This is a genomic window from Amycolatopsis sp. NBC_00438, from assembly GCF_036026695.1.
Taxonomy (GTDB): domain Bacteria; phylum Actinomycetota; class Actinomycetes; order Mycobacteriales; family Pseudonocardiaceae; genus Amycolatopsis.
Genome location: NZ_CP107923.1, coordinates 9,004,523 through 9,031,185, shown reverse-complemented (window position 1 = coordinate 9,031,185; position 26,663 = coordinate 9,004,523). Strand labels below are relative to the sequence as shown.

At 71.0% G+C, this 26,663-nt stretch carries 21 protein-coding genes; 9 read left to right on the top strand and 12 right to left on the bottom strand.

Features of this window, described 5'->3' with window-relative positions; translation table 11 throughout:
• Window positions 1-42: 42 nt before the first annotated feature.
• Genes OG494_RS41535 through OG494_RS41520 form a run of 4 tightly spaced genes read right to left on the bottom strand, consistent with a single transcriptional unit; the run spans window position 43 to window position 5,161 of the window.
• Entirely contained in the window at window positions 43-651 is a 609-nt protein-coding gene (locus OG494_RS41535; RefSeq protein WP_247017872.1) for a GTP-binding protein, read from the bottom strand.
• Window positions 632-1,429 (bottom strand): DUF742 domain-containing protein, encoded by a 798-nt coding sequence (locus OG494_RS41530; protein ID WP_328448240.1) that lies wholly within the window; start codon window positions 1,427-1,429, stop codon window positions 632-634. The genes OG494_RS41535 and OG494_RS41530 overlap by 20 nt, the downstream gene beginning before the upstream one ends.
• A 25-nt stretch (window positions 1,430-1,454) precedes the next feature.
• Window positions 1,455-1,916: a roadblock/LC7 domain-containing protein gene (locus OG494_RS41525; RefSeq protein WP_247063745.1), complete on the bottom strand. Its 462-nt coding sequence runs from the start codon at window positions 1,914-1,916 to the stop codon at window positions 1,455-1,457.
• A gap of 20 nt (window positions 1,917-1,936) precedes the next feature.
• On the bottom strand, window positions 1,937-5,161 hold the full coding sequence (locus OG494_RS41520; protein WP_328448238.1) for a nitrate- and nitrite sensing domain-containing protein: 3,225 nt from the start codon (window positions 5,159-5,161) through the stop codon (window positions 1,937-1,939).
• A gap of 702 nt (window positions 5,162-5,863) precedes the next feature.
• Between OG494_RS41520 and OG494_RS41515 the strand changes: the two genes are divergently transcribed.
• The 4 genes from OG494_RS41515 to OG494_RS41500 are packed head-to-tail and all read left to right on the top strand — an operon-like array spanning window position 5,864 to window position 9,372.
• Complete coding sequence (locus OG494_RS41515; protein WP_442874345.1) at window positions 5,864-6,889, top strand: ABC transporter substrate-binding protein; 1,026 nt, start codon at window positions 5,864-5,866, stop codon at window positions 6,887-6,889.
• Window positions 6,890-6,893: 4 nt separating this feature from the next.
• Window positions 6,894-7,664 carry an ABC transporter permease gene (locus tag OG494_RS41510; RefSeq protein ID WP_328448234.1) on the top strand — a complete coding sequence of 257 codons (771 nt, stop codon included), beginning with the start codon at window positions 6,894-6,896 and terminating at the stop codon, window positions 7,662-7,664.
• A complete protein-coding gene (locus OG494_RS41505) occupies window positions 7,661-8,494 on the top strand; it encodes an ABC transporter permease (protein ID WP_328448232.1) in 834 nt (277 codons plus the stop codon). Before OG494_RS41510 ends, OG494_RS41505 begins: the two co-directional genes overlap by 4 nt.
• Before the next feature lie 17 nt (window positions 8,495-8,511).
• Window positions 8,512-9,372: an ABC transporter ATP-binding protein gene (locus OG494_RS41500; protein ID WP_328448230.1), complete on the top strand. Its 861-nt coding sequence runs from the start codon at window positions 8,512-8,514 to the stop codon at window positions 9,370-9,372.
• An 88-nt stretch (window positions 9,373-9,460) separates the two neighbouring features.
• Here the strand turns inward: OG494_RS41500 and mdlC are convergent, their stop codons facing one another.
• The 6 genes from mdlC to OG494_RS41470 form a co-directional block, all read right to left on the bottom strand.
• Entirely contained in the window at window positions 9,461-11,053 is a 1,593-nt protein-coding gene (gene mdlC / locus OG494_RS41495) for a benzoylformate decarboxylase (RefSeq protein ID WP_328448228.1), read from the bottom strand.
• Window positions 11,054-11,162: 109 nt separating this feature from the next.
• Window positions 11,163-12,815 (bottom strand): S53 family peptidase, encoded by a 1,653-nt coding sequence (locus OG494_RS41490; RefSeq protein ID WP_328448226.1) that lies wholly within the window; start codon window positions 12,813-12,815, stop codon window positions 11,163-11,165.
• A gap of 158 nt (window positions 12,816-12,973) precedes the next feature.
• Window positions 12,974-13,927, bottom strand: a complete 954-nt coding sequence (locus OG494_RS41485) for a hypothetical protein (RefSeq protein WP_328448224.1) — start codon at window positions 13,925-13,927, stop codon at window positions 12,974-12,976.
• A gap of 47 nt (window positions 13,928-13,974) precedes the next feature.
• Window positions 13,975-14,187, bottom strand: coding sequence for a hypothetical protein (locus OG494_RS41480; protein ID WP_328448222.1), 213 nt, complete (start codon window positions 14,185-14,187; stop codon window positions 13,975-13,977).
• Window positions 14,188-14,607: 420 nt separating this feature from the next.
• A complete protein-coding gene (locus OG494_RS41475; RefSeq protein ID WP_328448220.1) occupies window positions 14,608-15,285 on the bottom strand; it encodes a copper homeostasis protein CutC in 678 nt (225 codons plus the stop codon).
• Window positions 15,286-15,297: 12 nt separating this feature from the next.
• Window positions 15,298-18,057 (bottom strand): sensor histidine kinase, encoded by a 2,760-nt coding sequence (locus OG494_RS41470; RefSeq protein WP_328448218.1) that lies wholly within the window; start codon window positions 18,055-18,057, stop codon window positions 15,298-15,300.
• Window positions 18,058-18,243: 186 nt separating this feature from the next.
• Between OG494_RS41470 and OG494_RS41465 the strand changes: the two genes are divergently transcribed.
• Window positions 18,244-19,209 carry an ABC transporter substrate-binding protein gene (locus OG494_RS41465; RefSeq protein WP_328448216.1) on the top strand — a complete coding sequence of 322 codons (966 nt, stop codon included), beginning with the start codon at window positions 18,244-18,246 and terminating at the stop codon, window positions 19,207-19,209.
• 58 nt (window positions 19,210-19,267) lie between these two features.
• Window positions 19,268-20,650 (top strand): FAD-dependent oxidoreductase, encoded by a 1,383-nt coding sequence (locus OG494_RS41460; RefSeq protein WP_328448214.1) that lies wholly within the window; start codon window positions 19,268-19,270, stop codon window positions 20,648-20,650.
• Here the strand turns inward: OG494_RS41460 and OG494_RS41455 are convergent.
• Window positions 20,647-21,309 (bottom strand): LppU/SCO3897 family protein, encoded by a 663-nt coding sequence (locus OG494_RS41455; RefSeq protein WP_328448212.1) that lies wholly within the window; start codon window positions 21,307-21,309, stop codon window positions 20,647-20,649. The two genes, OG494_RS41460 and OG494_RS41455, sit on opposite strands and share 4 nt — an antisense overlap.
• 89 nt (window positions 21,310-21,398) lie before the next feature.
• On the opposite strand from OG494_RS41455, the gene OG494_RS41450 reads away from it, so the two are divergent.
• Window positions 21,399-23,045, top strand: a complete 1,647-nt coding sequence (locus OG494_RS41450; protein WP_328448210.1) for a DNA repair helicase XPB — start codon at window positions 21,399-21,401, stop codon at window positions 23,043-23,045.
• Window positions 23,046-23,054: 9 nt separating this feature from the next.
• On the opposite strand, the gene OG494_RS41445 is transcribed toward OG494_RS41450, so the two are convergent.
• Complete coding sequence (locus OG494_RS41445) at window positions 23,055-23,633, bottom strand: DinB family protein (protein ID WP_328448208.1); 579 nt, start codon at window positions 23,631-23,633, stop codon at window positions 23,055-23,057.
• Between the two features lie 205 nt (window positions 23,634-23,838).
• Here OG494_RS41445 and OG494_RS41440 point away from each other — a divergent pair, with 205 nt between their 5' ends.
• Window positions 23,839-24,600: a DUF4253 domain-containing protein gene (locus tag OG494_RS41440; RefSeq protein WP_328448206.1), complete on the top strand. Its 762-nt coding sequence runs from the start codon at window positions 23,839-23,841 to the stop codon at window positions 24,598-24,600.
• Between the two features lie 541 nt (window positions 24,601-25,141).
• Entirely contained in the window at window positions 25,142-25,999 is an 858-nt protein-coding gene (locus tag OG494_RS41435; RefSeq protein ID WP_328448204.1) for a DUF72 domain-containing protein, read from the top strand.
• The last annotated feature ends 664 nt before the right edge of the window (window positions 26,000-26,663 follow it).

The window sequence follows — 26,663 nt, the reverse complement described above, 5'->3', positions numbered from 1 at the left end:
GTTCACTCCAACGGCCGCATCCGGATCGGGGCGTCATCAGGACTATCCCGCGCGCAACGCCGAATCGTGCGCGATCGCGTGCTGGACGACCGAGATCAGCACCTGCTTGGCGGAGTCGCGCTCGCGCGCGTCACACGCCATGATCGGGACCGACGGCGCGATGGTCAGCGCGTGCCGGACGTCCTCGATCTGGTGGTGCAGCAACCGGTCGAAGCAGTTGATGGCCACGACGTACGGCAGCTTCCGGTTCTCGAAGAAGTCGATCGACGGGAACGCGTCGGCCAGCCGCCGCGTGTCGACGAGCACGACCGCGCCGATGGCCCCGACCGCCAGGTCGTCCCACATGAACCAGAACCGGTGCTGACCCGGCGTGCCGAACACGTACAGCACCAGGTCCGAGTCCAGCGAGATGCGCCCGAAGTCCATCGCCACGGTGGTGGTGGTCTTGTTGGGCGTGGCCGAGGTGTCGTCGTGTCCGACGCTGGCCTCGGTCATCATGGCCTCGGTGGTCAGCGGGTCGATCTCCGAGATCGCCCCGACCATCGTTGTCTTCCCCGAACCGAACCCGCCGGCGACCACGATCTTGGCCGACGAGGTCGGACCCGTCACCTGCGGCGCGTTCGCGTCGGAGTCAAATTCTCCGAAGCCCACTGAGCACCCTTTCCATGAACTCGATACTCGGCCGGTCGCCCACGGTCTGGCTGCTGGAGTGCACCAGAACCAGGCCGAGACCCGCCACGTCACCAATCAACACCCGCACCACACCGAGCGGCAGCCGCAGCAGCGCCGCCACTTCGGCCACCGACCGGGTGTCGAAGCACAGGTCGCAGATCGACCGGTGCTCGGGCACCCGGACCCGGTCGAGCAGGCGGCCCTGTTCGCTGGTCGAGATCAGCGTCTCGATCGCCAGGTCGAGGGTCGCCTTCGTCCGCCCCCGGGTCCGGAAGTACGGCCGGACCAGGCCCGACGTCTCCATCTCCGTCGGCGGTGGTGGCTCGTCGACGTACTCCTGGTGGGCCTGCCGCGGCAACGCCGCGGCCAGCTCACCGGAGTCCGGACCCGACGTGTAGTCGCGCTCGCGGTCGTTGCTGTACGCGGCGAAGTCCGCCGCGTCGTACAACGGCCCGCTCGCGCCACCGAACAGCTCCGAGCCCGGGCCGCCGAGCAGGCGGTCGCGGTATTCGTTGCTGCCCGGCTGGATCGGCCGGATCGGCTCCTGCCCGGCGTTCGAGTCCGTCAGCCAGTTCGGCGGTTCCCGGACGGGGTCGCCGTCGGAACCCTGGACCCGCCGTTGCCGCCACTCGCGGTCGACGCGCTCCCGGAAGGACTGCCAGTCCTCCCGCCCGTCGTCCGGCCCCGGCTGCTCGGACCAGCCGCCGGAGAAGTCGTCACCGAGCCGGCCATCGCCCCTCAAGCGCCCGTCGTCCACGGCTCTCTCCTCGGTTCCCCGGTCGTCAGCGGCGGACCGCTGCGCCCTGCAGTTGCGCCCGCATCTCCGGTGTCAGCTGCTGGCCGACCCGCTCCACCAGCAGGGTCATCTCGTAGACGACCAAGCCGATGTCACTTTCGGGTGACCCGAGCACCGCGAGACAGGAACCGTCGGAAACCGCCATCAGGAAGAGGAAGCCGTTGGCCATCTCGACCACGGTCTGCGCGACCGTGCCGCCCTCGAACACCTTGGCCGCACCCCGCGCGAGGCTGGTGAGCCCCGACGCGACGGCCGCCAGCTGGTCCGCCCGGTCCTTCGGAAGGCCGCGCGAGGCCGCCAGGAGCAGACCGTCCGCCGAGACCACGACCGCGTGGGCCGCGCCGGGCACCCGGTGCACGAAATCCGTGATCAGCCAAGCGAAGCTGCCGGTATTACCCGCCTTGGCCTGCGCGGAGCCACCCGGCTGCGCGGAGCCACCCGGCTGCATTGCACCCGCCCGTGTCACTTTCACTCCTCACTGCTGTCTGTGGTGTTGCCATTCATCGGAAACCCACCGTCTTCGTCCGTGCGTTCCTTCAACGCGTGCCGTCCGGACGTGTAGCCACGTTGGAAGCTTGCCATCCGGCTCCGCGCTGTGGACGCCGAGCGGGTGATCACACCCGTTCCGGGCCTCCCACCGGTGTTGTCCGCGAAGTTGTTCTGCGCCGGCGCGTCGGAGGAGGGGCTGTTGATCGACCCGGGCACCAGGTAGGCGTTCGGGACGCGTTTCGGCAGCCCGGCCGGGGTGATCTCCTCGTCCTTCGCCTCCAGCAGCGACTGCGCCGCGTTCCAGCCCTCGTCGGAGGCGCTGTGCCAGCCGTCGTCGGGCGGGAGCAGCGGGTGCCGGGTCGCCGCGGTCGGCTGCAGCTCGTCGACGCGCTCGGGCTCCGGCTCACGCTCCCGGACGGGTTCGCGGTCACGAACGGGTTCACGCTCGCGAACCGGCTCGCGCTGGGCCTCGTACCGGGGCGCGGGCTCACGCTCGCGTTCCGGCTCGTACCGCGGCTCGTCGACGGGCCCGGTGAGCGGCGGCAGCATCGGGTCGTCCCCGGCGTCGGCCTGGTGGGCCGGCACCGGATCCGCCGCGCCCGCTTCGTCGCCCTCACTGAACCAGCGTGACAGCACCGACTGGTAGATGGGCAGCCGCCGGGTGGGTACATCGTCTTCGAGCGCCGACGAGCCGACGTCCGCCACGGGTGGCGGCGGGGACGACTCCTCCGGCGGGACGTACTTCGGCTCGCGCTTCGGCAGCACCAGCGGCTGGAACCGGGTGTCCGCGCTGTGGCTGGCCCCGTCGCCGTTCGGCGACGGCGTCAGCGGCGCGAGGTCCTCGGCCGTCGGCCACGCGGGCGTCTCCGGCTTCGGGAGCTCCGGCGACAGGAACGGGCCTGCCGCACGGCCCCCGCTGACCAGGTCGTCCAGGCTGATCGGCTGGTCCAGCGGGACCAGCCCGCCCTGGTTGGCCACCGGTTCGTGCACCGGCGGGGCCGGCGGCGGTGGCGGGGTGTGGTGGTGCGTCTGCGTCTGCTCGAAGTCGGGCATCGACGGGACCGGGATGCTCGGCATCGACATCGACGTCTCGGACCGGTTCTGCGGCGGCGGCGTCTGGGTCTGCATCTGCTGGCGCGGCATGCCCGGGCGGAGCTGGGTGAGCAGCTCGGCCGGGACGACGACGCGGGCGATGACGCCGCCTTCGATGTCCTCGTTCTCGCGCAGCCGCACCTCGACGCCGTGGCGCTTGGCGAGCCGCGACACCACGTAGAGACCCATTCGCCGGGTCACCGACACGTCCAGGTCCGGCGGCTCGGCGAGCCGCGCGTTGACCTCGCTCAGCCGCTCGTCGCTCATCCCGACACCGTGGTCGGTGACCTGGATGGCGAGGGCCTTCCGGCGGGTGACGACCGCCCGCACGATGACCTTCGTCTCCGGCTCGGAGAAGTAGGTCGCGTTGTCGAGCAGCTCGGCGAGGACGTGCACGAGGTCGTGGATCGCGAGGCCCTGGACGGCGACGTCGGGCACGATGCCGACCTCGATCCGGGCGTACTGCTCGATCTCGGACACCGCGGCGCCGATGACGTCGGCGGCGGGCACCGGCTTCGGCACGGACTTGGCCAGGCCGGCGCCGGAGAGCACCAGCAGGGACTCACCGTTGCGCCGCAGCCGGGTGGCCAGGTGGTCGAGCTCGAACAGGCTGGCCAAGTGGTCCGGGTCCTGCTCGTCGGCCTCGAGGCGGTCGATGACGCCGAGCTGGCGTTCCACCAGCCGCTGCGACCGCCGGGAGAGGTTCACGAAGATGCCGTTGACGTTCTCGCGCAGGAGGGCCTGCTCGGCGGCCATCTTGACGGCTTGCTCGTGGACGATGTCGAACGAGCGCGCCACCTCGCCGATCTCGTCGCGCGAGTCGACGGGTACGGGCTGGACGGCGCGTTTCGAGGCGCCGACCGGGTCCGGGTCGTCGAGGATGTTCTGCACCGTTTCGGGCAGCCGGGTGTACGCGATGTCCAGCGCGCTCTTCCGCAGCACCCGGAGCGGGCGCAGCATCAGGCGGGCGACGATGAGCATCAGCGCGATCGCGGCGGCCAGCGCGGCGAGCACGATGGCACCGCCGATCCAGGCGGAGTTGACGGCCGCGGTGGCCAGGTCGTCCGCGCGGGTCTTCAGCTGGGCCAGCAGGTTCGACTCGACGGCGTGCAGCTTGTCCGCCGACACCGTGCTGTCCTTGCTGAGCACCCCGGGATCGATGCTCGGCGGGTCACCCAGCTGGGCGGAGGCGAACGCGCTGGTCTGGATCCGGCGGCGGTCGTCGACCTCCGGGCCGGAGTAGGTGTCGTTGTAGAGCTGGCGCTGGTCGTCGTCGGCGTTCGCCAGGAACGAGATGACCGAAGCGTCCGCACTGGACGCCGCGGCGCGCGTCTGGTCCAGGAGGTCACCGGGGAAGTTCGTGCGGTACGCCGCGATCTGCAGGTCGGCGTCCGAGCGGACGGTGAATTCCTTGGCCTCGCTGATCGCCTGCGTGCTGGTGCCGAGGCGGAGCACGTCCCGGTCGGTGACCGCGGTGGTCACCTCGCGGCCGAGCTCGATCAGCGCGTCGACGATGCCCGAGTACGCCGTCATGACGGTGATGTCCGGCAGGCCGTTCTGCGCGCCGTAGGCCGCGCGCAGCGGGCGCAGCGCGTCGAGGCGCTGGATGCCGCGGGCGTAGCGGTCGGTCGTGGCCTGGTCGTCGTTCTTCAGCGTCGACGCGGCGCCTTTCAGGTCGTTGACCTCGCGGTCGACCTTGGCGATCTGCGCGTCCAGCCCGGTCTGCAGCAACGGGTTCGCCGAAGCGATCCGGGCGACGGCCAGGCCGCGCTCGTTCTGCAGCTCGTGCACCACCGTGGTGACCTTGACCGCGAACGCGACCTGGTCGGCGGTGCGCTGGAACTCCGACGCCTGCTGGGCGTCGTCGACCACGCGCAGTGCCCCCAGCACCGACGCGGTCAGGGTAGGGATGATCAGGACCGCGGCCAGCTTGGACCGCAGCCGCCAGTCACGCATGCCGGAGAAAAGCCCGGACCTCTTTCCCGGATTTCCTCCGGGCGACTGCGCAGGGGTCCCTCCCACCCCCGCGGCGTCTTCGTTCGGCACCGCCGCACCACCATCATCGTTCGTGCTCGTGAATCCCTGGTCGGTCCAGCGCCCGCCAGGGCGCATCGCGTTCTCCTCAGCCACTCGTACGCACGCTCCTGGCTTCCCGGCGCTGCGGCCGGTCGGTCGGAGCCCAGCGCGAGACGGTACCCGTACGGGTGAAAAGATCGTCTTCGACGGGGGTGCCCGAACGCCGCCCTCGCGGGCGGAATCGGTTCAGCTGGAGCATCACGGTCGGGTCCCTGCGCTGGTCTTGCATCGGTCTTTGTCGGCCTATCCCACCGGCGCGGCGGCTTTGCCCGGCCTGGCTGTGGTCACTACTGCGGGGGCGTATCTCTCAGGAAAAGCACAGCGTGTCCTGGTAGACCGATGTGGGTCGTCTTGATCGGCCATCCAGGCACTCTCTCTCACTACATCGGAGGTTGAAACCTCCCCGCAGGTGCAGAGGGTAGCGAACGGCCGGGGAAGATGTAACCCTCCCGACAACAAGCGCAGGATGTTGCACAGCGTTCGCTCAGTAGACGCACAGCCGGTGATCACTTTTTCAAGTTCTCGGCCTTGCGCTGGGCATTCAGCTACGGCGAGTGGAGCAGCGGGTCTAGACCAGAATCCTAAAGAGTGACGCGCACCACTCTCTCGGGTATTGCTTCTACCCGTTGTGAGCGGGCTGTCACGTTCTCTACAGTGGCCCGCGTGCCTCCGGACAATGAGTCACGCACTTCCATTGGATTCGGTACACCCACCGTCACCTTCGCCAAGGAGCAGGCCTTGCTTGGAAACGCCAGGAGCAGTGGCCGGGTTCGTACTCGCCGCGCCGCGCTCGGGCTCGCCCTCACCGCCGCTGCCGTGACCGCCGCCAGCGGTTGCAGCGCGCTCGGCTCGGACGACTCGAACGCCTCGTCGACGGGGGGCGGCCTGGAGAAGTCGAGCCTCACGGTGTCGATCCTGCCCACCACCGACCTGGGCCCGTTCTGGCTCGCCCAGGACGGCGGCTACTTCAAGGCCGAAGGGCTCGAGGTCAAGTCCGTGATCGCGGCCAGCGGCCAGGCGTCGATGACCAAGTCGATCGCCGGCGAAGCGGACATCGCGCTTTCCACCTATACGCCGTTCTTCATCGCTAAGAGCACCGGCGCCGCCGACATGCAGCTCGTCGCCGACGGCTCCTCCGTGAACGCGAAGAGCAACGCCATCGTCACCGTGCCGAACTCGCCGGTGAAGTCCATCGGCGACCTCGCCGGCAAGCGGATCGCGATCACCGCCAAGAACACCGCGTCCGACCTGCTGACCAAGTCCGTGATGAAGGACCACGGCGTGCCCTCGGACAAGGTCCAGTGGGTCACGCTCGCGCTGCCGAACATCGCGGCCGCGCTGAAGCAGGGCCAGGTCGACGCCGCCTACCTGCCGGAGCCGTTCATCACCCAGGCCGCCAAGAACGTCGGCGCCACCCCGGTGGTCGACATCAACTCCGGCGCCAGCCAGAACTTCCCCTTGACCGGCTACGGCGCGCCCAGGAAGTGGGTCCAGTCGAACCCGAAGACCCTCGCCGCCTTCCAGCGCGCGATGCAGAAGGCCACCCGCGACGCGATCGCCGACCGGTCGAAGGTCGAGCCGCTGCTCATCAAGTACGCGAAGATCGACGCGGACACGGCGAAGCTGCTGACGATCCCCGGTTACGGCTCGGTCCTGGACGCCCGGCGCATGCAGCGGGTCCCCGACCTGCTGCTGCAGCTGGGAGCCATCGCCTCGGCCGTCGACGCCGCGTCGATGATCGCCCCGCAGGCGACAGCCAGCTGACACCGTGACCAAACTGCTCCGCGGCCTGATCGGCCTGGTCGGCTTCCTCCTCCTCTGGGAGGTCGTCGTCCAGGTCGGCCTGGTCAGCAAAACGTTCATCCCGCCGCCCAGCGTCGTCCTCGTCACCGCCGGGGAACTGCTCGGCGACCCCTCCTTCCTCCGCGACGTCGTCGCGACGATGCTGGCCTGGTTCATCGCCATCCTGATCGCCGTGGTCGTCGGGGTGCCCGCCGGACTGCTGCTGGGCAGCGTCCCGGTGCTGCGCAACGCCACCGCCGCGATCGTCGAGTTCCTCCGCCCGATCCCGGTCGCCGCGCTGATCCCCTTGGTGCTGCTGGTGATCGGCTCCGGCCCCGAAGCGAAGATCACCCTCGCGGTGTACGCCGCGCTGTGGCCGATCATGTTCAACACGATCTACGGGCTCAGCGAGATCGACCCGGTGCTGATGGAGACCGCGCGGGCGAGCGGGGCCAGCCGGTTCCGGATCCTCTCGTCGGTCGCGCTGCCGTTCACCGCGCCGTTCGTCTTCACCGGCGTCCGGCTGTCGGCGACCATCGCGCTGATCGCCGTCGTCAGCACCGAGTTCCTGGCCGGCTCTGAAGTCGGCCTCGGCAACTTCATCCTGGTCGCCAGCACCGGTTCGACCCGGTTCGACCTGGTCCTGGCCGGTACTGTGGTGGCCGGTGTGCTCGGCTACCTCATCAACGAGGGACTCGAGCTGGCCGGCAGGCGGCTGTTCCGCTGGAGCACGGTGGACCGGGAGGCGATCGCGTGAGCACGGCGACCTTGTCCGGACGCGTGGGCAGGCGTGCCGTCCGCGGCGCGACCACGATCCTGCGCAACTGGCTGCTCTTCGCGATCCTCGTGGTGCTCTGGGAGTTCGCCGCCCGCGCCGGCGGCAGCAAGTTCTTCCCGCCACCGTCGGAGATCGCGGTCCGCGCGGTGAACCTGTGGTTCACCGGGCCGGCGTCCCAGCTCTTCCTCACCGACACGGTGTTCGACAACGTGCTGCCCAGCCTCGGCCACATGCTCGGCGGCTGGGCGCTGGCCGCCGCGGTCGGCATCGTCCTCGGCGTGCTGGTCGGCCGGTCCGCGAAGGCGATGGACTACCTCGGCCCGCTGTTCGCGTTCTTCCGCTCGATCCCGCCGCCCACGCTGATCCCGGTGTTCGTGGTGCTGTTCGGGCTGAGCTCGGGCATGCAGGTCGGATCGATCATCTTCGGCGCGATCTGGCCCGTGCTGCTCAACGCGGTCGACGGCGTCCGCTCGGTCGACCAGGTCAAGGTGGAGACGGCGCGCTCGTTCCGGACGCCCAAGGCGTACTGGGTCAGCATGGTCGTGCTCCCGGCGGCGGCGCCGAAGATCTTCGCCGGGCTGCGGGTCAGCCTGTCGATCTCGCTGCTGCTGATGGTGGTTTCCGAACTGGTCGGCTCCTCCTTCGGCATCGGGCGCTCACTGCTGAACGCCCAGCAGGACTTCGACTTCCCGACGATGTGGTCCTGGCTGGTGCTGCTCGGGATCCTCGGCTACGTCTTCAACACGATCTTCCTGGCCGCGGAGCGGCGGGTGCTGGCTTGGCAGCCGGCCCGTCTCGGCCGTGACTGACGGTGGAAAGGCCCTCTATGTCAACCATGCTCGAAGTGTCCGGTGTCAGTCACCGCTACGGCTCCGGTCCCAAGGCGCACACCGCGGTGAACGACCTTTCGTTCACCGTCGAAGCCGGGCAGCTGGCCAGCATCGTCGGCCCGTCCGGCTGCGGCAAGTCGACCCTGCTGCGCTGCGTCGCCGGCCTGACCCCGCCGACCGAAGGCCGGGTCAGCCTGCACGGCGACCACGTCTCGGGCGTGCCGGACGACCTCGCCGTCGTCTTCCAGGACTACAGCCGGTCGCTGTTCCCGTGGCTTTCGGTGCAGAAGAACGTCGAGTTCCCGCTGCGGTGGCGCTCGATCTCGCGCTCCGAGCGCCGCAAGCGGGCCGCCGAGGCGCTGGAGCAGGTCGGCCTGTCCGGCGTCGGCGGGAAGTACCCGTGGCAGCTGTCCGGCGGCATGCAGCAGCGGGTGTCGATCGCCCGCGCGCTGGCCAGCCGGCCGTCCCTGCTGCTGATGGACGAGCCGTTCGCGTCGGTCGACGCGCAGACGCGGTTCGAGCTCGAGGACCTGACCCGGCGGGTCCAGCGCGAGCAGGGCGCCACGATCCTCGTCGTCACGCACGACATCGACGAGAGCGTCTACCTGTCCGACCGCGTGCTGGTGCTGTCGAAGTCACCGGCGTCGATCGTGGCGGACCTGCGGGTGGACCTGCCGGCCGACCGCGACCAGATCGCGACCCGCGAGTCGCTGGAGTTCGTGACGCTGCGCGGCGAAGTGGCACGGCTGCTGCACGGCGGCAGCCCGGAGGAAGCCGCGAAGGCCGCCTCCGACGCCGCGGAATGGGCGTTGGCCGAGCAGGCCAAGCAGCGGACGAGCTCCCGGTCCCGGAGCTGACTCGCACCACCCGAGTCCACAGTGGACTTACCGACGGCGGAAGGCCGGGGTCGCACCGACCCCGGCCTTCCGCCGTTTCACCGCTGCGTCAGTAGATCGCCGAGTTCTCCGGCGCGACGCGGACGTGGACCAGCGTCGGACGGTCCTCGGCCAGGGCCGCCGTCAGCGCCGGGGCCAGGGCCGCCGGCTCGGTGATCGCGATGCCCTGGCAGCCCAGGCTCGCCGCCAGCGCCGAGAACTCGATCCCGCCCAGCTGGGTGCCCGGGAGCTTGGAGCCGCCGATCGCGTCGCCCAGGATGCGGACCGCCGCGTACTCGGTGTTGTCCAGGATGACGATCGTCACCGGCAGTTCCTGGCGCGCGGCCGTCCAGAGCGCCTGGATGCCGTACATGCTCGAGCCGTCACCGATCACGCCGACGACCTTGCGGTCCGGCCGGGCGATGGCCGCGCCGACGACGGCCGGGACGCCGTACCCGAGCGCGCCGCTGGAGACCGTCAGGAAACCCGTGTCGGTCGCCGTGATCGGCAGGTGGTCGTGCAGGACACCGCGGTGGCTCGGCGCCTCCTCGACGACGATCGCGTTGTCCGGCAACAGGTCCGCGAGCGTCGCGTAGAAGTAGGCCGCGGTCAGCGTGTCGGCGGCGGGCTTCGCGGGACGCTCCAGCGGCGCGGGCGCGGGCGCGGGCCGGCTCGTCTCACCCACGGCGTCGACCAGCGCGCGGATACCGAGCTTCGGCGTGGCGCGAATCCCGGTGCCTTCGAACGCGCGCGCGAGGATCTGCTCGTCGTCGCTGACGACGAACAGCGGCGGCAGCGGAGCCTCACCCCGGCCGCGGTCGACGTGGTAGGTGAAGGCGGGCGCGCCGAGCACGACGACGAGGTCGTACGCGGCCAGCTTGTCCGAGATGGCCCCGCGTTCGGGGTCCAGGAAGCCTTGGAACAGCGGGTGGTCCTCGGGGAACGAGCACCGGAACGACATCGGCGCGACCCACACGCCGGCGTTGACACGCTCGGCGAGCGCGATGGCGTCTTCGACCGCGGTGTCCTGGTCGACGGCCCCGCCGACGACGATGGCCGGCCGCTCGGTGGCCTCCAGCGCGGCGGCGAGCCCGGCGATCGCCTCGGGATCCGGCGCGAACCCGCGGATCCGCGGCCGGGAGATGACCGGCCGTTCGGTGGTGACGGTCCAGTCGTCGGCCGGGACGGACACGAAGACCGGACCGGACGGCGCCTGCGTCGCGACGTGGTAGGCCCGCGCCAACGCGGCCGGGACGTCCTCCGCCGTCGCGGGCTCGATCGACCACTTCACGTACGGCTTCGGGAACTCGGGGGCGTCCATCGCGCCGAGGAACGGATCGTGCGGCAGCAGCGACCGCACCTGCTGGCCGGCGACGACGATCAGCGGCGTCCGGTTGCGGTAGGCGGTGAAGACGCTGCCGAGCGCGTGGCCGACGCCGCCGGCGGAGTGCAGGTTGACCAGGACGGCCTGGCGGGTGGCCTGGGAGTAGGCGTCGGCCATCGCCACGACGGCGGACTCCTGCAGGCCGAGGATGTAGTCGAAGTCGTCCGGCCAGTCGGTCAGGAACGGGACCTCGGTGGTGCCGGGGTTGCCGAAAACCGTGGTGAGGCCGAGGTCTCGGAGGAGTTCGCGGGTGGCGTCCAGCACCGTGCGCTTGAGCATGCCCCCAGGCTAACCGTTAGCGCTGCGAAAGAAACCACCGAAAAGCCGTGAAGGCCTCCTTGAGGGACTCTACGTCCCTCAAGGAGGCCTTCACGGACCTACCGCGAGCTCAGCCGATCAGGCCCGACAGGCCCGAGCCCTTGAAGGAGCCCCAGCCGGTGACCTGGTCGTAGCCCGTGCCGGCGGTGAAGCCGGTCGTGCCGTGCAGGGTGTTGTTGCCCGTCGTCACGTCGTGGAAGCCCGTGCCGTAGGAGGACCCGTTGCCGATCGAGTAGAACTTCGGGTTCAGGTTGCCCAGGCCGCCGCCGTGGACCTGGTTCTGCAGCGTCGCGAAGGCCGCCCACAGCGGGGCCGCGCCGGACGTGCCCCAGACCGTCTCCCAGGCACCCGCGGTGTAGATGTAGTAGCCCGAGCCGCTGGCCGCGTCCGCGGAGACGTCCGGGACCTTGCGGTTGGTCGTGCTCTGCGTGGACTGCCAGGACGGCGCTGTGAAGACCGTCGAGATGCCGCCGCCGGTCGAGCCGTTGGACGCGCCGTCGTTCCACGCCTTCTCGCTGCTGTAGCCGTTCGACGAGGTCACGGTCAGCTGCGTGCCGCCGACGCCGGTGACGTTCGGGCTGGACGCCGGGAAGTCCACGGCCTTCGCGGTGGAACCGGTCTGGCGGTAGCAGTCGGTCGTGCCGTCGTCGCCCGCCGCCGCGAAGTAGGAGATGCCCTCCGCGGTGCCGGTCGCGATCGCGTTGCTGACGCTCTTCGCCGCGCTCGAACCCTCGGCGGATTCGCAGGCGCCCCAGGAGATCGAGACGACGTTGACCGTGTGGTCCGACGCGATCTTCTGGTACATCGCCAGTTCGCCGGCGCTCGAGTTGGGCGCCTCGTACACGTAGTCGTTCGCCGCGGCGGCGAGGGCGTGCACGACCTCGATGTCCAGCTCGACCTCGATCTCGCCGTCACCGGGCGCGGAGTCGTAGTTCGCGCCGCTGACCGGGACCGTCGTCACCGAGCCGGCCGCGAGGCCGTACGTGCTGTCGTACTTGGTGACGTTCGCCTTCTTGTAGCCGTCGAACTCGACGAACCCGACCTTCACGCCGCTGCCGGTCGCCGAGAGGCCGCTGGTGCCGTACGCGGTCTTGAGGACCGGCGGGGTGACGGACTTGACGACGTTGGGCTGCGCTTTGGCCGCTGCGGACGAGTGCGTCCGCACGGCGTGGTCGTCGAGGCCGACGACGTTCGCCACGACGCCCGAGACGTCCGCGGACACGGTCGGCGCGGCGTCGTTGGCGAAGAAGTCCCGGCCGGAGACGGTGTCGTGGTAGGTCCCGATCCGGGTGTGGAACGCCGCTTCGAGCTGCGCCGCCGAACCGTGGAACGTGACGGCCTGCCGGTTGCCGGAAACCTCGATCCCGGTGGCCCCCGCCTTCCCGAGGAATGAGACGGCCTTGTCGACGTCGGCCTGCGTCGGACCGAACTCGGCGTTGAACTGCGCGGGCGTGAGGAAGTGGTGGTATTGCGGCGAAGCCGGGTTCTGCACATCGGCGAGGAACTTTTCCAGCGCCTGCTGGTTGTGCAGTTTCAGGGAGAGGGCCGCGGTGATCTGCTGAGCCGCGCCGACGTCGCCGGTGCGGGCGCTGTTGACGAGCGGCGCGGCCGAGTCGGACAGCGTGACCAGGGGTTCCGACGCCGCGGCGGCCGGGACGGCCACGGCGAGGCCGAGCAACGCAGGCAGCGGCACGGCAGCCGCGACAAGCTTGCGCAAGCGCATGGGAGAATTCCTCTCGGCGGTGGGGACCGGGCCTGCGCGGAATACTCGCAGCAGGTTGCCAAGGAGCATAAGTCGGCGACCGACCTACTTTTGTTGGTCATTTCTCGATTCCCATTTCCGTTTTCCGCACCGTTTACCATTTCATGGGAATTCGATGGTCAACGCGGCAGACCGTCGATGCGGTCGACGAGCTCCTGGGCGTGCCCGTCGCCGGAGAACCGGCGGGCCGCCGCCGACAGCGTCCGCAGGCGCTGCCGGGTCCGCGGCGACCGCAACGCGCCGGCCAGGTCGATGGCCTCCTGCCCGACGGCGGCGGCGACGTCGAGATCGCCGTCCAGCGCGTGCACGGTGGCCAGCCAGATCACCGTCAGGCCCCGGCTGCGCGTCATGTCCGGGCCGTAGCCGGCGATCGCGTCGGTGAGGGCGCGGATCCCGGCGCGGCCGTGCCGCACGTCGACCACCTGTGCCAGCTCGCCGTGCACCGTGCCGATCATCGCCGCCATGTCGGTGTCCCCGAAGAAGGCGGCCCACGGCGACACCTCGGCCTCGTGCGCGTCCGCGAACTCGGCCCGCGCGCGGCGCAGGTACGTCAGGGCGGCGGTGACGTCGGCCTTCTTCGCGTACGCCCACGCCTGGTTGGCCGACAGGATCGCCTGCGCGCGCCGGGAACGCGCCCGCAGCGCCGCCTCGCGGCCCTGCGCGAACTCCGCCAGGGCCGCGTCGACCGCGCCGTAGTGCAGGTGCAGCCGGCCGGTGCGGTACCGGATGTTGGCCTGCAGGTCGTCGTTCCCGGCCTCGACGGCCAGTTCCAGGGCCCGCGCGAACGCCGTCAGCGCGGCCGCCGGCCGGTTCTCGTCGAAACTGGTCCAGCCGGCGAGGTTGTAAAGGTCGGCGACGACGGTGCAGAGCCGCACCAGCACGGCGTCCCGCATCGTGCCGGTCAGCAGCTCCGCCGCGGCCGGCAGCCGCGCTTCGATCGCTTCGGCGCAGGACCCGCCGCCGTAGCGGTAGTCCCGCGCCCGGAGTTCCGCGACGGTTTTTTCGACCCGTCGCACGTCGGCGAGGCCCACGCGGGCGCCGCGCGGGTTCTCCCGGCCGTCACTGCCGGTCATGGCAGCCCTCCGTCTCCTAGAGAGCCGCCGGCCCTGGCAACTCCCGGTCATTCCCCTCCGGGCCAGGCTCCGGGTCGCTCCGTCGGGGGGTTGGCACCGGGGAGTACCCCGGCGGCGGTGAGCACCACACCTGTGGCGGTTTCCGCGATCTTGACGACGGCCAGGAGGCCGCCGAGGGCGAGCGAGCTGCCGAGCCCCAGCTGGGCGAACTCGTCTTCGGACGGACCGGTTCCGCGTTGCCGCGGTAGCGCGCTGGTCACGATTCGACCTTCCGGGTTGTTCCGGACTCACTGACTCGGTATTCGCGGGGAATCAGCCTCCCCCAGGCGACGGAAATCCACCGGATGGTCGCGTTCTTCGGTTCTTGCTGGCCTTGCCACGAGCTCGTCTTGAACTGAATACGCGCGCACACAGCGCCGCCTCCCGAACTGCAGAACGATTCTTGTACGTCGGCCGGATCGCGAAATGCGGGACTACCGTAACGAGTCGATCTGCTCGAAATCAGCCGCCAACCAGGTCAAAGCCGGACTTGCGCGTGCACCTGCACACGCAAGCGACCCTCGGCTTTTGCAGCGGCGAAATGCAATTTCACGGCGAAAGAACGCGTTTACCGCGCACTCCGCGACACCCTGCGGATCTCGTCATAAAACGCCGGGTGGCGCACAGAATTCGCAGTTCGATCAGGACTTGACGAGTTCCACCCACATGCGAACCGATTCAGCGTCGACGGCGGCCTGCCAGCCACCGGGCCGGACCGCGCTGCCGACGTGGAACCCGCGCACCCCGCCCGCGCGCAACAGGTGGACCTGCTGGGCGCGCAGGCCGCCGCCGACGAGCAACTCCGGGCCGTTCTCGCGCTGCGCGAGGCGCTGCAGCACCGACAGCCCGCTGCCGACGCCGTTCGGGTGGCCCGCGGCGAGCACCGTGTCGCAGCCCAGTGCCGCGAGCTGGTCGTACGCGCGCAGCGGGTCACGCGTACGGTCGATGGCACGGTGGAACGTCCAGGGCAGGCCGTTGATCTCCTTGATGAGTGCTTCGCACGCGTCGAGGTCGATTTCGCTGTCGACGTTCAGGAAGCCGAACACGAACTCGCGCGCGCCCGCCTCGATCAGCCGGGCCGTGTCCGCGCGCAGGCCTTCGATGTCGCCGGCGGCGAAGGAACCGTTGTCCCGCAGCATGACCCGGACCGGGAGATCGGTCGCCGACAGCACGTCACGCAGGGTCTCCAGCGAGGGTGTCAGGCCGTCCTGGGCCATGTCCGCGACCAGTTCGAGGCGGTCGGCCCCGCCCGCTTGCGCGCCTTCGGCGTCCGCCGCGTCCAGCGCGATCACTTCCAGCAGGGGCGTCTTCGAGCTCATGCCTCATCCGTTTCACTGGTTCCGGGTGTCTTCTCCCCTCGCGTGCCGCCCTCGCCGGAAGCCGCCTTGCAGGCTTGTCATCCGTTCGCGCACCGCCTCCGGGGAAAGAGAGAGTATCGGCCGCTGCTCCGGCACCGCTCCCGGGCTGGCGGCCGCGTCGGCGGGCTGCAGGAACGGCCAGGTGTCCTCGGCGCCGTCCTCCTGCTCCAGCTCCGCGGGGGTCGGCCACTGGTACTCGGGCTCGATCGCGGCGGGCGGCTGCGGGGGCACGACGGGCGGGGGCACCGGCGCGAACTGGGGATCGGTGTCCTCGTCGTCGGGGTTCGGCTCGGCGGCCACCGGCACCGGAGCGGGCGGCGGGGGTGGCGGCGGCGGCGGTGGGGGTGGCGGCACGGCCTCGCGGAGCGGCAACCCCGAGGCCAGCGCGTGCCGCGGCTCGGGTTCGACGGGGCGGGGCTCTTCGGCGACCGGGCGCGGCTCGGTCGCCCGGCGCGGCACCTCGGGCGGCGCGGACGCGTCGAACCAGCGGGACAGGACGTCGCGGTAAGCGGGCATCCGCTCGGTCGGGGCGTCGAAGTCGAGGTGGATGTCGTCTTCCGCGGTCGGCCACTCCGGGGCGTGCTCGCGCGCCACCACCGGCGCGCGGCGCGGCGGGCCGGCCTCGATCGACGGTGGCGTCAGCTCTTCCGGCCCCTCCGGCTCCGGCTCCGGCGGCGTGAGCGGGGCGAGCGGCGCCAGCAGTTCGGGTTCCGCGGCGTGCTCGGGCTCGGCGGGTGGCGGCGGCGCGGGCAGGGGCGGCAGCTCGACGATCAGCGCGGTCGGCACCAGCACCGTCGCGACCAGCCCGGAACCCTGGGCGGCGCTCAGCCGGACGTCGATCCGGTGCCGCACGGCCAGGGTCGCGACCACGAACAGGCCCATCCGGCGCGACACCTCGACGTCGACGTCCGGCGGGTTCGCCAGGCGCGCGTTGGTGCGGTCGATCTCGGCCTGCGGCATGCCGGCGCCGTGGTCGGTGATCTCGATCTGCCAGTCGCCGTCGTGGGTTTCGGCGCTGGCCACGGTGACGGCGCCGCCGCCGGAGTAGCGCGTCGCGTTCTCCAGCAGCTCCGAAACGACGTGCACGAGGTCGTTGACGGCCTCACCGCGGACCGCGACCTGCGGCGCCGGGCCGAGCTCGATGCGCTGGTAGTGCTCGACCTCCGAGAGCGCGGCGCCGATGATCTCGTCCGCCGCGACGGCGCCGGCGTCCTCCCGCGCGGAGTCCTGACCCGACAGGACCAGCAGGTTCTCGCTGTTGCGCCGCATCCGCGTCGCGAGGTGGTCGAGCTCGAACAGCCCGGCCAGGGTGTCCGGGTCCTGTTCGTCGGCCTCCATCCGGTCCAGCACCGAAAGCTGCCGTTCGACCAGGTCCTGGCTCCGCTGCGAGAGGTTGACGAACATCGCGTTGACGTTCTCGCGCAGCATCGCCTGTTCCCCGGCCAGCCGGACGGCTTCGCCGTGCACCGCGTCGAACGCGCGCGCCACCTGGCCGACTTCTTCGCGCGTGAACACCGGAACCGGGGCGACGGCGAGACGTTTGCGCAGGTTCTCCGGCGCGGGTTCCGGGTCGGTGAGCAGGCCTTGCACCGCTGCGGGCAGCCGGTGCTCGGCGACCTCCAGGGCCGTGCGGCGCAGGATCCGCAAGGGGCGCAACAAGGACCGCGCGATGACGACCGAGAGCACCCCGGCGACGAGCAGCACCGCGAGGACGACCCCGCCGTCCCAGATCGCCGCCGTGCGGGCCTGCGACGCGAGGGTGTCCGTGCGTTCCTGCAACTGGACCAGCAACGCCTGCTGCACCTGGCGGGCGAGGTTCACCGTGTGCGTCGCCGAGGTGTCCCACTGGTTCGGGTCGAGGCCCGAGAGGTTCTGGCCGTTTTCGGTGCGGGTGAGCGCGGACTCGACCATGTCGTTGCCGATGTCGACGACCAGGCCGATCACCGTGTCGTCGTACATCCGTTGCTGGTCAGGAGTCGCGAAGGTGCGGTAGTCGTTGTGCGCGGCATCGAGCTCGGCTTCCGCGCCGAGCAGCGCGCGCGTGCGGTCGCGGCTCAGCGTGCCCTCGGCGAGCGCCTCCGCCATCACCGCGCGCTTGACCGACAGCTGGTCCTTGATCCGCGCCAGTGCGTTGCCCGCCAAGCGCAACCGCGCGAGCTCGGGGTCCGAGACGTCGGCCGCGGCGGAGTCGCTGATGTCGAGCAGGCCGGAGATCAGCTCGCTGTAGGAGCGGAGCACGGCGTCGGCGGGGTAGGCGGAGTGCTCCGCGGAGAACCGGAGGCCGCCGAGCACACGCAGCCGATCGTCGGTCTGCTGCAGGCTTTCCGCGGCCTTCGCGTCGAGACGCGGCCGGCTGTCGGCGAGGGTCCGCTCGAACGTCCCGATCGCCTGGTCGACGCGTTTGCGCTGGCCGGCGAGGTCGGCGGTGTCGCCTTGGCGGTTCTGCGCGACGAACCGGACGGTGAGGTCGCGCTCGCGCTGGAGTTCGTGCAGGGCTTCGGCGACGGTGCTGTCAACCCGGCCGCGGGTCGCGAACTCCGCGAGCTGCTGCGCGTCACGCAGGTCGGTGCTGATCCGCAGGCCGACGAGCGCGATCACGGCCAGCGCGGGAATGAGCACGACGGCGAAGAGCTTGGTGCCGAGGCGCCAGTTCCGCAGTCGCCAGCGACCGCCGGCCGGACGCGGATCCGCCGCCTCGCCACCCTTGCGGGGACGCTTGTCGCGACGGGTCACCTGGTTTCCTTTTCCACCGCGGGAGGAACCCGCGGACCTACCGACACCTCGAACCTACTGAACGGTAGCCCGCTTCATGAAGATCCGAAAGCCGCGCTGGCGCGATCCGGCCCTGCCCGCGATCGTATGGGGCGCGGACCATACGATCCAGCACGAGAATCAGATTCTCGCGGTAGGTGAAGGTTCATGATCAGACGCGGATGGACGATTCCGCTGGTAGCGGCGCTGCTGGCGACCGCGGGCTGCAGCCTGTTCAATTCCGGTTCGACCGCCGCCGCGCCGCCATTGGAACGGACCACTCTGCGGGTCGGTGTGGGCAACGCCATCGACACGGCCCCGCTGCGCATCGCCGTCGGGGCCGGGAAATTCGGCCCGGCGGGCCTGAACGTGCAGCTGGTGGAGCTCGGCGCCGACGACGGACTGGCCAAACTCGCGTCCGGCGACCTCGACGTCACGTTCGCCAGTGACATCGCGATGTTCCGCGCCGCGGCCGGCGGCGCGGCCCTGCAGCTCCAGGGCGAGGCGTACACGTCCGGCCCGAACACCATGGCGTTGGTCACGTTGCCGGGTTCCGACTACACGGTGCCGACGGCCAAAAAGGCACCGGAGATCGCCGTCAACGCGCTCGACGACGTCGGCGCGCTCGTCGCGCGTTCGGTGCTGGGCACCGCGGGCGTCGACGTCACGAAGATCAAGTTCAAGCAGGTCGCGTTCGACCGGATGCCGCAATCGCTTCAGGCGGGCGACGTCGACGCGGCGCTGATGATCGAGCCGTACATCACCCGCGCCGAGAAGGACCTGGGCGCGCACATCCTCGCCGACGGCGCCCGCGGCGCGACGCTCGACTTCCCGCTGTCCGGCTACGCCGCCACCAAGCCGTTCGCGCAGGCCAACCCGCGCACCCTCGCGGCGTTCCGCACCGCCTTGGGCACGGCCCAGCAGAGCGCGACGGACCCGGCGATCATCCGCGACTCGCTCCCGAAGTTCTCCGACATCGACACGACGACGGCGTCCCTGATCTCGCTGGGCTCGTACCCGGCGTCCCTCAACGGCATCCGGCTGCAGCGGGTCGCGGACCTGATGCACAACTCGGGCCAGCTGGCCGACCGCCTCGACGTCCAGGCCCTGCTCCCCGACCAGAACAGTTATTAGCTCGCGGACAACTTTGCACTTGGTCTACTTTTGCACTCAGTCTACTTGAGGAGTGCACATGGACGTCCTTGTCGCCGGCGCCGGACCCGCCGGCCTCACCACCGCCGCCGAACTGGCCCTGGCCGGGGTTTCCGTGACCGTCCTGGACCGCCGCGACGGGCCGGGCCTGCCACGCCCGGTCGGCCTGCAGCCGCGGACCGCCGAACTGCTGGACCTGCGCGGCCTGGACCCGGCCGACCGGACGGTCGACGGCCCGAACGGCCACTTCGCCGGGCTGCCGGTCCCGCTCGACCACGGCGCCTGGCGCACCCGTCACCCGCGGGTGCTCAACCGGAGCCAGGACGAGGTCGAGGCGGTGCTGGCCGAGCACGCCGTCAAGCGGGGCGCGGTGCTCCGGCGCGGGTTCGAGGTCACCACCGTCGAGGCCGACGACGACGGCGTCACCGTCGACGGGCTCCGCGCGCGCTGGCTGGTGGCCTGCGACGGCGCGCACAGCACCGTCCGCAAGCGGCTCGGGCTGCCGTTCCCCGGCCGCACCGAGACCTACGTCGCCACGCTCGCGCACCTCACGCTCGCGGCGGCGTCCGACCTCGTCCCGCCGCGCGTCGCGCACTTCAGCGAGGTGACACGGCAGGCGAACGGCTACTGGGCGATGCTCACCCCGCTCGGCGACGGCACCCACCGGTTCGTCTTCGGCGCCACGACGACGCAGCCGAGCCGCGACGCGCCGGTGACCGACACGGAGGTCACCAAGGCCCTGGCAGCCCTCTACGGCGCCGAAACGCGTCTGGGCGAGCTGCATGGCGCGTCGCGGTTCAACGACGCCACACGGCAGCTGGAGCGCTACCGCCACGGCCGGGTGCTCTTCGCGGGCGACGCCGCCCACATCCACCCGCCGCTCGGCGGCCAGGGGCTCAACCTCGGCGTCCAGGACGCGATGAACCTCGGCTGGAAGCTGGCCGCGACCGTCCGCGGCACGGCGCCGGCCGGGCTGCTCGACAGCTACCACGACGAACGCCACCCGGCCGCCGCCCAGGTGCTGCGGCACACGGCCGCGCAGCGCGTGTTCACGACGCCGGACCGCGGCGAAAACGTCGAAGCGCTGCGGGAGATCGTCGTCGACCTGATGCGGACGCCGGACGGGAACCGCTACTTCAGCGGGCTCATGTCCGGGCTGGCGCTGAGCTACCCGGGCGCGCACCGCGTCCCGGACCTCGACCTGACGACGGCGACCGGCCCGACGCGGCTCTCGGCGCTGCTGCACGGCGGCCGCGGCCTGCTGCTCGACCTCGGCGACCACCCGGCACCGGCCGGCCACACCGGGCAGGTCGACGTCGTGCGCGCGACCACCACCGACGGCGAGTACCGCGGGCGGCTGCTGCTGATCCGGCCGGACGGGTACGCCGTCGAGCCGGCCGAGCTCGGGAGGTGGTTCGGCTAGATGTTCTCGCCGGTCGGGCTCAGGCAGACGATCCGGCGCGGCGGACCGGTGTACTTCAGGGCCTTTTCGGCGTTGCCGCAGGCTTCTTCGGGGTCTGTGACGCCGTAGCCGGAGACGACCTCGGCGCGCAGCTGCGCCGTCGCGTCGGTGCAGCTGACCTTGGCGACCGCGGCGTCGTCGTCGACGTCGCGCAGGCAGTCACCGGAGCTGACGTTCAACGCGAGGCAGAGGGTCCGGTCGGTGCCGGAGCCGCTGATCTGGAACCGCACGTAGTCGTCGCTGGACCCGCAGCTGAACGTCCCGCGGTAGCTGTCGTCCACCTTGAACGTCGCGCTGTTCTCGCCGCACCCGACACGGTGGTAGGCGAGCTGCCGGCCGCTCTCGCGCGTCAGGTAGAGGCAGTCGCCGTCCGACGGCGGCCCGGCCTGGTGGATCCACACGATGCTCATCGCCCCCAGCGCGCCCAGCCCCAGCGCGGCGACGACGCACGCGATCAGCGTGATCCGCACCTTCACGCTGAACCAGTGCGGGATCCCCGGCCGCTGCGGTGCCCCCGGCATCGGTCCGCCGGGCATCGGCGCCACCGGCATCGGCACGGACTGCGGCGTCGCGTAGTCCGGCGTCCGGAACGGGTTGTCGTCGGACGGTGGTGTGGTCAACGTGCCCTCCAGTGATCCCCTCGGCATATCGTCCCACCGGCGGACCCGCGAGCGGAGCGGGCCGGAGCGAGGCACGTATAACAGTAGTTGTGACTGATGGCCCGCTGATCGTCCAGTCCGACAAGACCGTGCTCCTGGAGGTCGACAACCCCCAGGCCGACGACGCGCGCGTCGCGATCGCGCCGTTCGCCGAGCTCGAACGCGCCCCGGAGCACGTCCACACCTACCGCATCACCCCCCTGGCCTTGTGGAACGCGCGCGCCGCGGGGCACGACGCCGAGCAGGTCGTCGACGCCTTGACGACGTACTCGCGCTTCCCCGTGCCGCAGCCGCTGCTGATCGACGTCGTCGACGTGATGGGCCGCTTCGGGCGGCTGCAGATCGCCAACCACCCCGCGCACGGGCTGGTGATGTCGACCACCGACCGCGCGGTGCTCACCGAGGTCTCGCGCAACAAGAAGATCAGCCCGATGCTGGGCGCGAAGATCGACGACGACACCGTGCTCGTGCACCCGTCCGAACGCGGGCGGCTCAAGCAGGCGCTGCTGAAGGTCGGCTGGCCGGCCGAAGACCTCGCCGGGTACGTCGACGGCGAGGCGCACCCGATCGCGCTCGACGAGTCGGACTGGCAGCTGCGCGACTACCAGCGGATGGCCGCCGAGGCGTTCTGGGCGGGCGGCTCCGGCGTCGTCGTGCTCCCCTGCGGCGCCGGCAAGACCCTGGTCGGCGCGGCGGCGATGGCGAAAGCGCAGGCCACGACGCTGATCCTGGTGACGAACACGGTCGCCGGGCGGCAGTGGAAGCGCGAGCTCATCGCGCGCACGTCGCTGACCGAAGAGGAGATCGGCGAGTACTCCGGCGAGAAGAAGGAAGTCCGGCCGGTCACCATCGCGACCTACCAGGTGGTCACCCGCAAGACCAAGGGCGAGTACCGGCACCTGGAGCTGTTCGACTCGCGCGACTGGGGCCTGGTCGTCTACGACGAGGTCCACCTGTTGCCCGCGCCGGTGTTCCGGATGACCGCGGACCTGCAGTCGCGGCGCCGGCTCGGGCTGACGGCGACGCTGGTGCGCGAAGACGGCCGCGAGGGCGACGTCTTCTCGCTGATCGGGCCGAAGCGCTACGACGTGCCGTGGCGTGACATCGAGGCGCAGGGCTGGATCGCGCCGGCGGAGTGCACCGAGGTCCGGGTGACGCTGACCGACGCCGAACGGCTCGGCTACGCGACGGCCGAGGCCGACGAGCGCTACAAGCTGGCGGCGACGGCGATGACGAAGACACCGGTGATCAAGTCGATCGTCGCGAAGCACGCGGGCGAGCCGACCCTCGTCATCGGCGCCTACCTCGACCAGCTGGAGATGCTCGGCGACGAGCTCGACGCCCCGGTGATCCAGGGCTCCACCCGGAACAAGGAGCGCGAGGAGCTGTTCGACAAGTTCCGCCGCGGCGAGATCCGGACGCTCGTGGTGTCCAAGGTCGCGAACTTCTCGATCGACCTGCCCGAAGCGTCCGTGGCGATCCAGATCTCGGGGACGTTCGGTTCGCGGCAGGAGGAAGCCCAGCGGCTCGGCCGCCTCCTGCGGCCCAAGGGCGACGGCCGGCAGGCGCACTTCTACTCGATCGTCTCGCGCGACACGGTCGACACGGAGTACGCCGCGCACCGGCAGCGGTTCCTGGCGGAGCAGGGCTACGCGTACCACATTGTCGACGCGGACGACCTGCTCCGGCCGCTCTGACCTGCGCTTTCAGGAGTCGATCGGGCCGGCGGCCTTCGCCGCCCGGTCGACTTCCGCGCACCGCGCCGCCCAGAACGCCCGGTCGCGCCCGCTGTCCGTCGGCGGCGTGCCGGCCAGCTGTTCCCGCAGGATGTCGGCGTGCCCGGCGTGCCGGCCGGTCTCGGTGAGCACGTGCACCAGGACGTTGAACAGCTTGACGTCCGGGCGGGGCCACCAGGGCACGTGCCCGGGCGCGTCGATGGCCAGCGCGTCGATCGTCGCGTCGGAGTGCGCCCAGACGCGCCGGTAGCGGCCGATGATCTCCTCGCGCGTTTCGTGCTCGGTGGCCCACATGTCGGTGCCGCGCAGCTCGAGGTCGTCCCACCGCGGGACGGCGTCGGGGGACGGCCGGCCGAAGACTTCGCCGAAGTACCGGGCCTCCCCCACCGCGAGGTGCTTGACCAGGCCGAGCAGGGTGGTCCCGGTCGCGGTCAGCGGGCGCCGGATGTCGTACTCGGACAGCCCGTCGAGCTTCCCGAGCACCGCCTCCCGGATCTCTCGCAGGTCGCTGTGCAGGTAGGCCTTCGCGAAGTCGTCGATCACGGGCATGAGCCTGCACCACCGGCGCGGCGTCCCCGTTCGGCCCAGCGGATCGTCACAGGAACAACTTCCGCCACAGACGTCTCACCCAGTGCTCTGACCTGGCCTTTTCCGGATTCACTCGAACGGATGAGCGGGGAGATCACTGGAAATTGTCAGACCCTCGAACTACTGTTCGACATGCACCAGCCGAACACAAGTTCGAGGGGACGTCATGACGATCGCACCGCTCCGCCCCGGTACACCCGCGCCGCCGGTCCAGACCCTGCCACCGGGGTCGTGGCACGGCCGGCTGTGGGTGTCGGACCTGCCCTTGACCCGGCCCGAGCGCTACCTGGGCTGTGTGGCCGAGTTCGAGCGGTCCGGGCTGTGGCCGGTGCTGATCCCGCACGACCAGCGGTTCGCGGCGAACGGCGAAGACTGGATCGACGACCGCGGCCGGCTCGCCCCGGCCGGCCACCGGGTCGCGTCGGCCGACCCGGTGAGCGTGCTCGACCGCTGGTGGGACGGCTCCTGCTGTGACGGCGCCTGCCTGCGCCCCTTCGGCGCGCGGTTCCCCGGGCTGGCCAAGCGCAGCCAGCGTCGCTCCGACCCGCTGGCCGAGGCGGGCAACACGGGCTCGATCCTGGCCACGCGCGCCCCGCACAGGCTCGGCTTGGTCCAGACCGAGCGACCCGCCGACATCCCGGCCCTGCTGGGCTGGACGGGCATGATCAAGTGCACCGACCAGGTCGCCGAGCTGTCGGCGGTGCTGCGCAGCTGGGAAGAGCGGTTCGGGGCGACGCTGGTGGTGCTGGGCTTCGACACGATCGAGCTGTCGGTGTCGGCCCCACCCCGCAACCAGGCGAGGGCACTGTCGGTGGCGGCGGAACACCGGGCGTTCAGCCTCCCGACATTTGCGGCCCAGCCGGGCAACCTGCGCGAGTACGCGTCGGACCTGGTACAGACCCGGCACTGGCGGTTCTCCTGGGCATGAAAGCGCGGAGCGGCAACCTTTCCGGGCGTCTCGCCGCCGGATTCTCGTCGCCGCGGCCTGCGCGCCGGGCACGTCCACGTGGCCGGCGCTCCACGCGGCGACCGGGCTGCTCCTCGGCGCGCTCGCGGCCGGCCTCCTGCTGGGCGCGGTCCGGCAGGTCGGTACGGCCGCCGGCTGGCCGGCGGCCCGCCGCCCGCGGGTGCGGTGCTGCGCTCCGGCGCGGTGTGGCGCTCCGGCGCGGGGCGGTGCTCCAGCGCGGGGCGGTGCTCCGGCGCGGGGCGGTGCTCCGGCGCGGTGCGGTGCTCCGGCGCGGTGCCGAACTCCGGCGCGGTGCAGAATTCCGGCGCGGTGCGGAATTCCGGCGCGGGGCGGCGCTCCGGCGCGGTGCGGCGTGATGAGCAAGCGCGTCAAGGGGCCGGTGAGACGGCCGTCCGCGAAGTTGGGTCAGCTGTCCCGGCCGGCGGTCCACCGGTCCGGACGGCGCCCGCACGGGCGCGTTTGGGCGAGCCGGCGAACGGGCATCACGCACCGCGGGAAGGCGGTGAGAGCGATCGCCGAAATCCGGATCGGCACATCGGGCTGGCGCTATCCGCCGTGGCGCGGCGACTTCTACCCGCCGGGCCTGGCCCAGCGGCGCGAGCTGGAGTACCTGTCGCGGCGGCTGAACACGGTCGAGCTCAACGGCTCGTTCTACTCGCTGCAGCGCCCGGAGCGCTTCCGCGCGTGGTTCGACGAGACGCCGTCGGACTTCCTGTTCGCGGTGAAGGGCGGCCGCTTCATCACGCACATGAAGCAGCTGCGCGACGTCGAGACGTCGCTGGCCAACTTCTACGCGTCCGGCGTGCTCGCCCTCGGCGCGAAGCTGGGCCCGTTCCTCTGGCAGCTGCCACCCCGGCTCACGTTCGACCCCGACCGCCTCGCGAACTTCTTCACCCTCCTGCCGCGCACCACGACCGACGCGGCCGAGCTGGCGACGAAACACGACGACAAGCTGAAGGCGAAGCCGTACTTGGAGGCGGGGAAGCGAAGGCCGCTGCGGCACGCGCTGGAGGTCCGCCACCCGAGCTTCGCGGAGCCGGCGGCGAAGGAGCTGCTGCGAGAGCACGGCATCGCCCTGGTCGTCGCCGACACGGCGGGCAAGTGGCCGTTCCTCGAAGACCAGACCGCCGACTTCGCCTACGTCCGGCTGCACGGCGCCGAGGAGCTGTACGTCAGCGGCTACTCGGACCAGGCCCTGCGCGAGTGGGCGAAGAAGATCCGCGCCTGGCACGACGACGGAAAGCGAGACGTCCACGTCTACTTCGACAACGACGCCAAGGTGGAAGCTCCGCGCAACGCGCAAGCCCTCGCCGACCTGCTGGGCGTCGAGCCCGCGAACAAGACAGTGAGTGGACAGTGAGTGCCCCGGTCTTGGATGACAAAGCGGGCGGGACTGCCTCGCGTGCCGCGACTGGGGGTCAGCACGCGAGCGGTCCGCCGCACAACCACCCACCCGGCCGGCTCTAGCGCGCACCAGGCCGCCGCCGCACCGCATATCCGCACCATTCACCCGCGGACCACGGGCCCTCGCGCGGATCTCCGCACCGGCAGAACCTCATCGGGTAAGGCGCCCGCGCCGCCAGACACCGAACCGGGCCTACGCACACCTCGATCAAGCCGCAGCCCCGCACCAACCCGCGCCGCCGCGAACGGATCACACCAACCAAGAACCACTCCGCCTGCCGCGCAACCCGAGCCACTCCCACGCGGACCACAAGCGCTCGCACAGATCTCCGCACCGCAGAACCCCATCGAGCAGCGCCCCCGCACCGCCCGGTCACCGAACGGGCCTGCGCGCCACCTCGATCAAGCCGCAGTCCGCATCTCGACCCTGCCACCGGACACCGAACGGGTCCCAAGCCACCTCAGTCAAGCCGCGACCTCACACACCGACCCGCGCCGCCGCATCATCGATCTGGCCTCCGCGCCACCTCGGTGAAACCGCACCCGCACCAGACGCTGAGCGGGTCTCCGTCCCGCAAGACTCGGCCACCCACCGGCCCCGCACAGCAGGCGTCCACCTC